The sequence below is a fragment of the Microbacterium sp. SW12 genome, from assembly GCF_055391095.1.
Genome location: NZ_AP024335.1, coordinates 930,935 through 943,491 on the forward strand (window position 1 = coordinate 930,935; position 12,557 = coordinate 943,491).

The 12,557-nt window shown below is 65.7% G+C and carries 12 protein-coding genes; all 12 read left to right on the forward strand.

Annotated elements, in window-relative coordinates; translation table 11 throughout:
* Nucleotides 1–80 precede the first annotated feature (80 nt).
* The 12 genes from atpB to MICSW_RS04750 all read left to right on the forward strand — a co-directional run bounded on the left by atpB (nt 81) and on the right by MICSW_RS04750 (nt 12,511).
* On the forward strand, nt 81–872 hold the full coding sequence (gene atpB, locus MICSW_RS04695; RefSeq protein WP_464497032.1) for a F0F1 ATP synthase subunit A: 792 nt from the start codon (nt 81–83) through the stop codon (nt 870–872).
* 42 nt (nt 873–914) lie between these two features.
* Nucleotides 915–1,148, forward strand: coding sequence for an ATP synthase F0 subunit C (atpE, locus tag MICSW_RS04700; protein WP_292728372.1), 234 nt, complete (start codon nt 915–917; stop codon nt 1,146–1,148).
* A gap of 29 nt (nt 1,149–1,177) precedes the next feature.
* Entirely contained in the window at nt 1,178–1,732 is a 555-nt protein-coding gene (locus MICSW_RS04705; protein ID WP_228177661.1) for a F0F1 ATP synthase subunit B, read from the forward strand.
* Nucleotides 1,732–2,520, forward strand: coding sequence for a F0F1 ATP synthase subunit delta (locus tag MICSW_RS04710; RefSeq protein ID WP_292728370.1), 789 nt, complete (start codon nt 1,732–1,734; stop codon nt 2,518–2,520). The genes MICSW_RS04705 and MICSW_RS04710 overlap by 1 nt, the downstream gene beginning before the upstream one ends.
* A gap of 72 nt (nt 2,521–2,592) precedes the next feature.
* On the forward strand, nt 2,593–4,230 hold the full coding sequence (gene atpA / locus MICSW_RS04715; protein WP_228177663.1) for a F0F1 ATP synthase subunit alpha: 1,638 nt from the start codon (nt 2,593–2,595) through the stop codon (nt 4,228–4,230).
* A gap of 22 nt (nt 4,231–4,252) precedes the next feature.
* The gene (locus tag MICSW_RS04720; protein WP_228177664.1) at nt 4,253–5,149 is read left to right on the forward strand and encodes a F0F1 ATP synthase subunit gamma; all 897 of its coding nucleotides are present in this window, start codon (nt 4,253–4,255) and stop codon (nt 5,147–5,149) included.
* Nucleotides 5,150–5,172: 23 nt separating this feature from the next.
* Nucleotides 5,173–6,621, forward strand: coding sequence for a F0F1 ATP synthase subunit beta (gene atpD / locus MICSW_RS04725; RefSeq protein ID WP_228177665.1), 1,449 nt, complete (start codon nt 5,173–5,175; stop codon nt 6,619–6,621).
* Between the two features lie 2 nt (nt 6,622–6,623).
* The gene (locus MICSW_RS04730) at nt 6,624–6,884 is read left to right on the forward strand and encodes a F0F1 ATP synthase subunit epsilon (RefSeq protein ID WP_228177666.1); all 261 of its coding nucleotides are present in this window, start codon (nt 6,624–6,626) and stop codon (nt 6,882–6,884) included.
* A gap of 127 nt (nt 6,885–7,011) precedes the next feature.
* A complete protein-coding gene (locus tag MICSW_RS04735) occupies nt 7,012–7,764 on the forward strand; it encodes a YaaA family protein (RefSeq protein ID WP_228177667.1) in 753 nt (250 codons plus the stop codon).
* Nucleotides 7,765–7,874: 110 nt separating this feature from the next.
* Nucleotides 7,875–8,576 carry a DUF5684 domain-containing protein gene (locus MICSW_RS04740; protein ID WP_228177668.1) on the forward strand — a complete coding sequence of 234 codons (702 nt, stop codon included), beginning with the start codon at nt 7,875–7,877 and terminating at the stop codon, nt 8,574–8,576.
* Nucleotides 8,577–8,759: 183 nt separating this feature from the next.
* A complete protein-coding gene (locus MICSW_RS04745; RefSeq protein WP_464497063.1) occupies nt 8,760–10,493 on the forward strand; it encodes an ABC transporter ATP-binding protein in 1,734 nt (577 codons plus the stop codon).
* Complete coding sequence (locus MICSW_RS04750; RefSeq protein WP_292733212.1) at nt 10,490–12,511, forward strand: ABC transporter ATP-binding protein; 2,022 nt, start codon at nt 10,490–10,492, stop codon at nt 12,509–12,511. The genes MICSW_RS04745 and MICSW_RS04750 overlap by 4 nt, the downstream gene beginning before the upstream one ends.
* Nucleotides 12,512–12,557: the final 46 nt, after the last annotated feature.

The following is a 12,557-nucleotide window of genomic DNA, read 5'->3' on the forward strand; positions in this document are numbered from 1 at the left end:
ATCGCCCATCGTCGCAACGGCTTATCCCCGGTGCCCCGAAGCTGGAGCCAGCGCTGTTTACTCAAGCTGCGAGCCTTATCGTGTCCACTGCCGAAGATGGCGGGGGTTTCCACGGACCGTCTGTCGATGAGTTCTTCCCGGAGCCGATCTTCCAGCTCTTCGGGATCGAGGCTCTCTCGATCACGCGCATCAACCTCATCCAGTTCTTCGCGACGATCGTCATCGTCCTCATCTTCTGGCTCGGCACCCGTCGGATGCGGGTAGTCCCCGGGCGCTTCCAGAGCCTGGTCGAGATGGGCCTGGACTTCGTGCGCGTCAACATCGCCGAAGATCTCCTGGGCAAGAAGGACGGCCAGCGGTTCCTGCCGATCCTCACGACGATGTTCTTCATGATCCTGTTCATGAACATCACGGGAATCATCCCGTTCATGAACATCGCCGGCACCAGCGTCATCGCCGTGCCCTTGGTGCTCGCGATCATCAGCTACGTGACGTTCATCTACGCCGGTATCCGCAAGAGCCCGAAGAACTTCTTCAAGAACTCGCTGTTCCCCTCGGGTGTTCCGTGGCCGATCTACATCATCGTCACCCCGATCGAGCTGATTTCAACCTTCATCATCCGTCCGGTGACGCTGACTCTCCGTCTGCTTATGAACATGATGGTCGGTCACCTCCTGCTCGTCCTCTTCTTCGCGGCTACCCAGTTCTTCCTCTTCGACCTCGGTGGCTGGTGGTCGGCTCTGGCAGCCGGCAGCCTCGCCTTCGGGTTCGTCTTCACTCTGTTCGAAATCCTGGTGGCCGTCCTCCAGGCCTATGTCTTCGCCCTCCTCACCGCGGTCTACATCCAGCTCGCGGTGGCGGAAGAGCACTAAGCGGGTCGGCCCGAAGCCGCCCTCAACCGAAAGGAAAAATCCGTGGACGCAACTACGGTTCTCGCCCAGGTCACCGGCAACGTCGCGACGATGGGCTACGGCCTCGCCGCCATCGGCCCGGCCATCGGCGTGGGCATCGTCGTCGGCAAGACGATCGAGGGCGTCGCTCGTCAGCCCGAGCTCGCCGGTCGCCTCCAGGTGCTGATGTGGATCGGTATCGCCTTCACCGAGGCGCTGGCGTTCATCGGTATCGCCACCTACTTCATCTTCGTCTGATCCGACTCACCCAGCCTTAAGGAGACAGGATGCTCACGGCTCTTGTCACGTACGCCGCCGAAGAGGGGGCTGCGCACAACCCGCTCATCCCGGCGTGGTACGACATCATCTGGTCGTCGGTGTGCTTCATCGTCATCCTCGTGCTGTTCTGGCTGTACGCTCTGCCGCGGATGAAAAAGCTGCTCGACGAGCGTTCTGCGGCGATCGAAGGCAACATCGCCAAGGCCGACGAGGCCCAGCGCAAGGCTGAGGCCGCCCTCGAGGAGTACACCGCGCAGCTGGCTGATGCCCGCCGCGAGGCTGGTGAAATCCGCGACGCCGCCCGCGAGGACGGCAAGAAGATCGTCGCCGAGGCCAAGGAGAGCGCGTCTGCCGAGGCCGCGCGCCTGACGGCTGCCGCGCATGCTCAGATCGACGCCGAGCGCCAGACCGCGTTCGTGTCGCTGCGCGGCGAAGTTGGCACCCTGGCCCTCGACCTCGCCGGCGGTGTGATCGGTGAGACCCTGTCGGACGACGCTAAGGCCAAGGCCGTCGTCGACCGCTTCCTCGCCGATCTCGAGGCATCCGAGACGGCGGCGAAGTAATGGGTAGCGCGACGAATCAGGCGCTCGCGGAAACGACCGCGGCGCTGGCTGCGGCTCGTGGCGTCGACCTGACCGTCGCCCGCGAGCTCTTCGTCGCCGCGCGTGAGCTCGGCCAGACCTCGCAGCTCAGCGGCGCGCTGGCCGATTCAGCGGCGGCGCCCGCCGCCCGCGCGAAGGTGATCACCGATGTCTTCGGGCCGTCGATGGCTCCGGCGACAGTCGGTTTGCTCACCAACGCCGTCCAGCAGCGGTGGTCATCGGCATCCGATCTCATCGACGGGATCGAGGAGCTCGCTGTGCGCGCCGCCACGATCGCGTCCGATGCAGACGTCGAGTCCGAGCTGTTCGAGTTCTCCCGCACGGTCGCGGCGAACCCGGAGCTCGAACTCGCACTGGGGAGTCGCCTCGGTGATGCCTCGGCAAAGGGCGACCTCGTAGCAAAGCTGCTGACCGGACGCGCGAGCGAGGCGACGGTCCTCGTCGCGTCTTCGCTTGTGCAGCAGCCGCGCGAGCGCCGTGTGCGCCAGCTGTTGTCGCGCGCGATCCGCATCGTCGCCGACGAACGCGGCCGCGCTGTCGCCACGGTCACCGCAGCGGCTGCGCTGAGCGCGGAACAGGCGAGCCGCCTGACCGAGCTGCTCAGCCGTCGCTACGGCACCAAGATCTCCCTGAACACCGTGATCGACCCGACAGTGGTCGGCGGCCTGCGCGTGCAGATCGCCGATGACGTCATCGACATGAGTGTTTCCTCCCGGCTCGCCGACCTCCGTCAGCGACTGGCCGGCTAACGACACCGCCGACAGGCGCAGACTTCGGGTCCGACGCACGGAACCCGAGAAGGACCTTAACGAAGGAAGACCATGGCAGAACTCTCCATCAGCCCCGACGTCATCCGTGACGCGCTGAAAGACTTCGTCGCGGCCTACGAGCCCTCCGGGGCAGCGGCCAACGAGGTCGGCACCGTTATCGACGCCGCCGACGGCATCGCCCATGTCGAGGGTCTCCCCGGCGTCATGGCCAACGAGCTGGTGACCTTCGCCGACGGCACGCAGGGCCTGGCCCTGAACCTCGACGAGCACGAGATCGGTGTCGTCGTCCTCGGCGACTTCGCCGGCATCGAGGCGGGTCAGCAGGTCACGCGTACCGGCGAGGTGCTCTCGGTTCCCGTCGGCGACGGCTACCTCGGCCGCGTCGTCGACCCGCTCGGCAACCCGATCGACGGTCTCGGCGAGGTGGCCACGGAAGGCCGCCGCGCCCTCGAGCTGCAGGCGCCGGGCGTCATGCAGCGTAAGAGCGTGCACGAGCCGATGCAGACCGGTATCAAGGCGATCGACGCGATGATCCCCGTCGGCCGCGGTCAGCGTCAGCTCATCATCGGCGACCGCCAGACCGGTAAGACGGCGATCGCGATCGACACGATCATCAATCAGAAGGACAACTGGGCGTCGGGAGACCCGACAAAGCAGGTGCGCTGCATCTACGTCGCCATCGGTCAGAAGGGTTCGACGATCGCCTCCGTCAAGGGCGCGCTCGAGGATGCCGGTGCCATGGAGTACACGACGATCGTCGCAGCTCCCGCATCAGACCCCGCCGGCTTCAAGTACCTGGCTCCCTACACCGGCTCGGCCATCGGCCAGCACTGGATGTACGGCGGCAAGCACGTCCTGATCATCTTCGACGACCTGTCGAAGCAGGCTGAGGCCTACCGTGCCGTGTCGCTGCTGCTGCGCCGCCCGCCGGGCCGCGAGGCGTACCCCGGCGACGTCTTCTACCTGCACTCGCGTCTGCTCGAGCGTTGCGCGAAGCTCTCGGACGAGCTGGGCGCGGGCTCGATGACGGGTCTGCCCATCATCGAGACCAAGGCTAACGACGTCTCGGCCTACATCCCGACCAACGTGATCTCGATCACGGACGGCCAGATCTTCCTGCAGTCCGACCTGTTCAACGCGAACCAGCGTCCCGCGGTCGACGTGGGTATCTCGGTTTCGCGCGTGGGTGGTGACGCCCAGGTGAAGTCGATCAAGAAGGTCTCGGGAACGCTCAAGCTCGAGCTCGCTCAGTACCGCTCGCTCGAGGCATTCGCCATGTTCGCGAGCGACCTGGATGCGGCATCCCGCCGACAGCTGGCCCGCGGTGCGCGCCTGACCGAGCTGCTCAAGCAGCCGCAGTACTCGCCGTACCCGGTGGAAGAGCAGGTCGTCTCGATCTGGGCAGGCACCAACGGCAAGCTCGACACGATCGAGGTCGAGGATGTGCTGCCCTTCGAGCGCGAGCTGCTGGACTTCCTGCGCCGCAACACGACGATCCTCGACCGTCTTCGCGAGACCAACGTGCTGGATGACGACACCGTCGCCGAGCTCGAGAAGGTTGTCGACGACTTCGTGCTGGAGTTCCGCTCCGGCAAGGGTCAGGCGATCTCCAAGCCCGGCCACGAAGAGGTCGGCGCCGCGCAGGCCGAGGACGTCAACCAGGAGAAGATCGTCAAGGGCCGCCACTAAGGGCGCGCGAGGGCGATAAACCATGGGCGCACAACTCCGGGTCTACAAGCAGAAGATCTCTTCTGCCCAGACGACCAAGAAGATCACGAAGGCGATGGAGCTCATCGCGGCTTCGCGCATTCAGAAGGCGATGGGTCGCGTGCGGGCGTCAGCTCCGTTCGCTCGCGCGGTAACCCGCGCGGTGTCGGCGGTTGCCACGCACTCGAACGTCGATCACCCGCTCACGACCGAGCGCGAGGTCATCCGGCGCTCGGCCGTGGTGATCTTCGCCTCCGACCGTGGACTTGCCGGCGCGTTCAACTCGCAGATCCTCCGCGAGGGTCTGGAGCTTGCACAGCTCTTGCGCGACCAGGGTAAGGAACCTGTCTTCTACCTGGTCGGACGCAAGGCAGTCGGCTACTTCCAGTTCCGCAAGATGGCAAGCGCGGCGCAGTGGACCGGTGACACCGACACTCCGCACTTCCACACCGCCGAGGAGATCGCGGCAGCGCTGCTGGATGCCTACGACCGCGGGGGTGACGAAGGAGGGGTCGACGAGATCCACCTCGTCTACAACCGCTTCGTTAGCATGATGACCCAGAGCCCCGAGCAGGTCCGCCTGCTGCCGCTCGAGGTCGTCGAGGCCGAGGAGTCGGTATCCGCGCAGGTGTACCCGCTCTACGAGTTCGAGCCGGATGCCGAAACCGTGCTGAACCAGTTGCTGCCGGTGTACATCCAGAGCCGCGTCTTCAACGCGCTCCTGCAGTCGTCGGCGGCAAAGCACGCCGCGACCCAGAAGGCCATGAAATCCGCGAGCGATAACGCCGACAAGCTCATCACCGATTACACCCGCCTGCGCAACAACGCGCGACAGGCCGAGATCACGCAGCAGATCGCCGAGATCGTCGGCGGCGCCGACGCTCTGGCGTCGGGCAAGTAGACCTGACACGAAAGAGAATGACCATGACTCCCACCGCAACCGCCGAGAAGACCGCGGTCGTCGGCCGCGTCGCGCGCGTCACCGGCCCCGTCGTCGACATCGAGTTCCCGCATGACTCGATCCCCGACATCTACAACGCGCTGACCACCACGATCACGATCGAGGGCGAGTCCAGCGAGCTGACCCTCGAGGTCGCACAGCACCTTGGCGACGACCTCATCCGCGCCATCGCGCTCAAGCCCACCGACGGTGTCGTCCGTGGTCAGGAAGTCCGTGACACGGGCGGCCCGATCTCGGTGCCGGTCGGCGACGTGACCAAGGGCCACGTGTTCAACGTGACCGGCGAGGTCCTCAACGCCGAGCCGGGCGAGAAGATCGAGATTACCGAGCGGTGGGGCATCCACCGCAAGGCGCCGGCCTTCGACCAGCTCGAGTCCAAGACGACGATGTTCGAGACCGGCATCAAGGTCATCGACCTGCTGACCCCCTACGTGCAGGGTGGAAAGATCGGTCTGTTCGGTGGTGCGGGCGTCGGCAAGACCGTCCTCATCCAGGAGATGATCCAGCGTGTTGCGCAGGACCACGGTGGTGTGTCGGTGTTCGCCGGTGTCGGTGAGCGTACCCGTGAGGGTAACGACCTGATCCACGAGATGGAAGAGGCAGGTGTCTTCGACAAGACCGCCCTCGTCTTCGGTCAGATGGACGAGCCGCCGGGGACCCGTCTTCGTGTGGCGCTCTCGGCGCTGACGATGGCCGAGTACTTCCGTGACGTGCAGAAGCAGGACGTGCTGTTGTTCATCGACAACATCTTCCGCTTCACGCAGGCAGGTTCCGAGGTCTCGACGCTTCTCGGCCGCATGCCCTCCGCTGTGGGTTACCAGCCGAACCTCGCCGACGAGATGGGTGTGCTCCAGGAGCGCATTACTTCCACGCGCGGTCACTCGATCACCTCGCTGCAGGCGATCTACGTCCCCGCCGACGACTACACCGACCCAGCGCCGGCTACGACCTTCGCCCACCTCGATGCGACCACCGAGCTTTCGCGTGCGATCGCCTCGCGCGGTCTGTACCCCGCGGTCGACCCGCTGACCTCGACCAGCCGCATCCTGGACCCGCGGTACGTCGGTGAAGACCACTACCGTGTGGCAACCGCGGTGAAGCAGATCCTGCAGAAGAACCAGGAACTGCAGGAGATCATCGCGATCCTCGGTGTCGACGAGCTCTCCGAAGAGGACAAGGTCGTCGTGTCGCGTGCGCGCCGCATCCAGCAGTTCCTCTCGCAGAACACCTACATGGCCAAGAAGTTCACCGGTGTCGAGGGCTCCACGGTTCCGATCAAGGAGACGATCGAGTCGTTCGACGCGATCGTCAAGGGCGACTTCGACCACGTGGCCGAGCAGGCGTTCTTCAACGTGGGTGGCATCTCCGACGTCGAAGAGCGCTGGGCGCAGATCCAGAAGGAGAACGGCTGATCATGCCGCTGCACGTCAGCCTCGTCTCCGCCGACGCCGAAGTGTGGTCGGGGGAGGCATCCCTCGTCGTCGCGAAGACCGTCGAGGGTGAGATCGGCTTCATGGCGGGTCACGAGCCGGTGCTCGCGATCCTCGCCGAGGGCCAGGTGCGCATCACGAAGGATGACGGCAGCAAGGTCGTCGCGAACGCTCAGGACGGCTTCCTCTCCATCGAGAGCGATGTCGTCACGATCGTGGCCGGCAACGCTGCTCTCGTCGCCTGACATCAGCATCCGCCCGGCGTAGGCCTAGGCCGCGTTGAACGGGCGTAGGAAGAATCGCCGAGGTAGGACGAATGCACCGTCATCCGTCCTACCTCGGCGATTTCGCCTTTCTCGGTGAGGAGATGCGGTGCTGATCCTGCTGCCTCCCTCGGAGACGAAGCGACCAGGCGGAGAGGGTGCGCCGTGGGATGCATCCCGTCTGGCGTTTTCTGAACTCACGCCGATCCGCGAGTCGGTGATCGACGCGCTGGTGCGGCTGAGTGATGACCCGGATGCCGCAGCCAAGGTCCTGAAGCTCGGGCCGAAGCAGCGCGGCGAGATCGAAACGAACCGGTCGCTGCGCACCTCCCCGACGATGCCGGCGATCGACAGGTACACGGGAGTGCTTTTCGACGCTCTGGATGCCTCGAGTCTCGACTCGTCTGCCAGGCGCTGGCTCGGCGACCATGTCGTGATCCATTCCGCGCCTTTCGGCCTGGTCGGTGCTCTGGACCCCATTCCGTCCTACCGGCTGGGTGCGGGCATCAGTCTTCCCGGCCTCGCCTCGCAGCGGCGCCTCTGGGCCGGTCCCGTCGCGGCAGCGCTCGCCCGTGACACCCGCGGGTTTGTGCTCGACCTGAGGTCCGAGGCCTACGTTGCGCTCGGGGCTGCACCGGTCGGGCGGAGCGCCTACGTGCGAGTCCTGACGCGGGCTCCGGACGGGCAGACGCGAGCGCTCAATCACTTCAACAAAGCCGCTAAGGGCCGGCTCACCCGCGCTCTCGCGGAGTCCAGCGCCGACCTCGCGGACACAGCGCAGTTCGTGAGATGGGCGAGCGACGCCGGGTTCGAGACGGCCCCCGACGGCGACGTCATGACGCTCATCTTGCCCCCACGCTGAGAATCTACTGACAGCTACGCTCAAGGATCGCTAGCATGTGGTGCAGCGGGCGAGTGCCCCGTCGCGCACCGGCTCGAGGTGCGAGTCCTGACCGTTCGGGAGGAACGTTCATGTTCGAAAACGTAGGCGCCTCGGTCGTCTATTACAACGACGGCGCGTCGATCGGCTTGCTGATCTTCTTCGCCTTCTTCTGGATCATCTTTGCCGCAGCGGGCTACGTCCTGACCTCGTTCTTCTTGATGAGGATCTTCGACAAGGCTGGCGTGCAGGGCAAGTGGCGCGCGTGGGTGCCCGTCTACAACGGCATGATCTTCCTCAAGCTCGGCGACCTCAGCCCCTGGCTGCTCCTCTACGCGATCGGTGCGGCGATCCTGCTCGGCTGGATCCCCGTCATCGGCCAGCTCATCGGCCTCGCCGCGTTCGTGCTGACGCTGCTCGCTGCCTGGCGCGTTGGCCTCAAGCTGCAGAAAGAGGCAGTCTGGCTCATTCTCTACTTCTTCCTCTCGATCGTCTGGCTCGGTATCGCGGCCTTCGACAAGTCGCGTTGGAACACGGCGATCCCGGCCGCGCCCTGGGCGGGCAACGGGTTCCTGGCAGACCGTACGAACTGGGACGGCATCCCCTCGCAGGTTCCGGCCGGTGGTTACCCCGCGAACCCGGCAACCAGCCCCGCAGCCGGCTACGCGGCACCGCCGGCTCCGCCGACCGGATACGCTCCTCCGGCCGCACCCCCTGCCGCGCCTCCCGCTGCTGCACCGCAGCCCCCGGCAAGCCCGGAGCCGCCCGCAGCGCCCGAAGAGCCCAAGGCCTAATCCCGCTTGACCCCAGAGGCCCCCACCGCACGGTGGGGGCCTCTCACACGTTCGGCTGTTGCAATCTCGGCCGTTCGCTGACGGCGCAGCCGAGTGATTTGCCTGCCGCAGGATGCCGGGCGTAGCGTCAGCGAGGACGTGTCCGCGGGGACCCGACCGTCCGTTCGGTGGAAGGACCTCCTCGTGCTCTGGACCCTCCTGGTGCGATACCTGCGACCCGCGTGGCCGCTCATCATCGCCGTCATCGTGTTTCAGCTCGCTCAGTCGATCGCATCGCTGCTGCTTCCGACTCTGAACGCTGACATCATCGACAACGGTGTGGTGACCGGCGACATCGCCTACATCTGGTCGACCGGCGGTCTCATGCTCGTCATCTCGCTCGTGCAAGTCGTGTGCGCGATCATCGCCGTGTACTTCGGGTCGCGACTTGCCATGGGAATGGGCAAGAACCTGCGGGCCGATGTCTTCCACCGCGTCGTCGCGTTCTCGCAGCGCGAGGTCGGGAGCTTCGGCGCGCCGTCTCTCATCACGCGCAACACGAACGACGTGCAGCAGGTGCAGATGCTCGTGCAGGTTTCGGCGACGCTGATGGTCTCGGCCCCGATGCTCGCGATCGGCGGGGTGATCATGGCGATTCGCCAGGACCCCGGCCTGTCGTGGCTCATGGCGGTAGCGGTGCCTGTGCTGCTGATCCTGGTCTCACTCATCGTCGTGCGAATGGTTCCCGCGTTCACGGTCATGCAGCAGCGGATCGACCGCGTCAATCAGATCATGCGCGAGCAGCTGAGCGGCATCCGTGTCGTTCGCGCCTTCGTCCGCGAAGACCACGAACGTCAGCGCTTCGACGTCGCGAGCCGCGATGTGATGGCGACAGGACTTCGCGCGGGCAACCTCATGGCGCTGATGTTTCCCGTGGTCATGCTCGTGCTCAATGTCTCGAGCGTTGCGGTGATCTGGTTCGGCGCCTTCCAGGTGCAAAACGACGGCGTCGAGATCGGAACCCTCTTCGCCTTTCTCACCTACATCATGCAGATCCTCATGGGTGTCATGATGGCGACGTTCATGTTCGTCATGATCCCTCGTGCCGCGGTCTGCGCGAAGCGGATCGGCGAGGTCCTGGACACGGAACCCTCGGTTGAGCCTCCCGCCGTCGCCGTGGCAGCCCCCGCGCCGCGCGGCCGGGTCGAATTCTCGCACGTCGACTTCGCCTACCCGGGTGCGCAGGATCCGGTGCTTCACGACATCACCTTCACGGTCGAGCCGGGCACGACGACAGCGATCATCGGATCGACCGGGGCCGGCAAGTCGACGCTCATCGGGCTCGTGCCGCGCTTGTTCGATGTGACGGCGGGGGAGGTGCGTGTCGATGGTGTCGACGTGCGCTCGTACGATCCCGATGAACTGTGGGCGCGGATCGGGCTGGTCCCGCAACGGGCGTTCCTGTTCTCCGGAACCGTCGCCTCGAACCTGCGGTACGGCGATGCCGCCGCCGATGACGCAAGTCTGTGGCGTGCCCTGGAGCTGGCGCAGGCGCGCTCGTTCGTCGAGTCCTTCCCCCTGGGACTCGAGGCACCGATCGCGCAAGGGGGCACGAACGTCTCGGGTGGGCAGCGACAGCGCCTCGCGATAGCGCGAGCGCTCGTGAAGAACCCGCCGATCTTCATCTTCGACGACTCGTTCTCGGCCCTCGATCTGCGAACGGATGCCGCGCTTCGCCGAGCCCTCGACACCGAACTTCCTGACGCTACGCGCCTGATCGTCGCCCAGCGAGTGTCGACGATTCAGCACGCCGATCAGATCGTGGTGCTCGACCACGGTCGGATCGTCGGCATCGGTAGACACGATGAGCTCGTGGGGACGTGCGAGACCTACCGCGAGATCGTCGATTCCCAGCTCTCGGCGGAGGCAGCGGCATGAGCGCGCCTCGTCCCGCTGCAGGTGCAGCTCCCGCGCGCGGTCCGATGGGGGGCGGCCCCATGGGACGCGGGATGGGGATGCCCGTGCAGAAGGCGCAGAATTTCGGCGCGAGCGCGAAGCGCCTGCTCGCGCATCTGCGCCGAGAGAACGCGCTCCTGGTCGTCGTTATCGTGTTGGGCGTCTTTTCGGTGGCACTGTCGGTGATCGGGCCGAAGCTCCTGGGGGAGGGCACCAACCTCGTTTTCGCTGGTTTCGTGTCGCTGCAATTCTCGGATGTTCCCCCGGGGACCACGCAGCAGCAGATCATGGACCAGCTCATCGCGAACGGTCAGCAGGAGCAGGCTGACCTGCTCTCGACGATGACCTTCACCCCGGGTGCGGGTATCGACTTCGCAGCCCTTGGCCAACTCTTGCTGCTCGTGCTCGCCGTCTATGTAGGCGCGAGCCTGTTCGGTTGGCTGCAGGCCCGCATCCTGAACGGCGTCGTCCAGCGCGCGATGCACCGCCTGCGCATCGAGGTCGAGCAGAAGATCCACCGCCTGCCGCTGTCGTATTTCGACCGCGTCCAGCGGGGCGAGCTGCTGAGCCGCGTCACCAACGACGTCGACAACATCGGCCAGAGCCTCCAGCAGACACTGTCGCAGGTCGTGATTTCGCTCCTGACCGTGATCGGCGTGCTGGTCATGATGTTCGTGATCTCGCCGCTTCTAGCGGTCATCGCGCTGGTCACCATTCCGCTGACGATCGTCGTCACCGTCCTGGTCGCGCGCCGTTCACAGGCCCTCTTCGTGACGCAGTGGCGGGCCACTGGCGTCCTCAATGCCCGCATCGAAGAGACTTTCTCGGGGCACTCGGTCGTCAAGGTGTTCGGGCACCAGCGTGAGGCCGAGACCGACTTCGCCGCCGAGAACGAAGAGGTGTACCGGGCGAGCTTCGGCGCGCAGTTCCTCTCGGGAATCATCATGCCCGCCATGATGTTCATCGGTAACCTCGTCTACGTCGCGATCGCGGTCGTCGGCGGGCTGCAGGTCGCCGGGGGAATGCTCTCGATCGGAGACGTGCAGGCCTTCATCCAGTACTCGCGGCAGTTCACACAGCCCCTGAGCCAACTCGGATCCATGGCGAACCTGCTGCAGTCGGGGGTAGCCAGCGCCGAGCGGGTCTTCGAACTGCTCGACGAGCCCGAGCAGACCGACGATCCCGAGCCAGCCGAGACCGTGCCGAGCGACGCGAGCACTCTCGAGTTCCGCGACGTGTCCTTCCGCTATGTCGCCGACACGCCGCTCATCGATGACCTGACTCTGCGCGCGGCATCCGGGAGCACGGTCGCGATCGTCGGACCCACGGGTGCGGGAAAGACGACGCTTGTCAACCTCGTCATGCGCTTCTACGACGTGGATGAGGGCGGCATCCTGCTCGACACCGCGGCGGGGCTTCCAGACGGAGGCCTCGATACGCGACGGATGACGCGCGATGACCTGCGGGCGCGCACCGGCATGGTGCTGCAGGACACGTGGCTGTTCGCGGGCACGATCCGGGAGAACATCGCTTACGGCCGGCCGGAAGCGAGCGAGGAAGAGCTGGTGGCGGCGGCCTCGGCGGCATACGTGGACCGATTCGTCCATGCGCTCCCGGACGGATACGACACCGTGCTCGACGACGAGGCGACGAATCTGTCGGTGGGTGAGCGGCAGCTTGTCACGATCGCGCGAGCCTTCCTCGCTGATCCGCGCATCCTGATCCTCGATGAGGCGACGTCGTCGGTCGATACCCGCACCGAACTCCTGATCCAGCGCGCCATGTCCAGCCTGCGGCGCGACCGGACCTCGTTCGTGATCGCGCACCGTCTCTCGACGATTCGAGATGCCGACCTCATCCTGGTCATGGAAGCCGGCGCGATCGTCGAACAGGGGACGCACGAGGAGTTGCTGCGCGCGCGGGGGGCCTACTGGGCGCTCTACAACGCTCAGTTCGAAGCCCCCGCCGACGAGGGGGCAGAACCGGTCGGACGCGAGTGACTGCACGCCACCACCGCCGCACGTCCCCGCCCCGTGTCTGACCTTC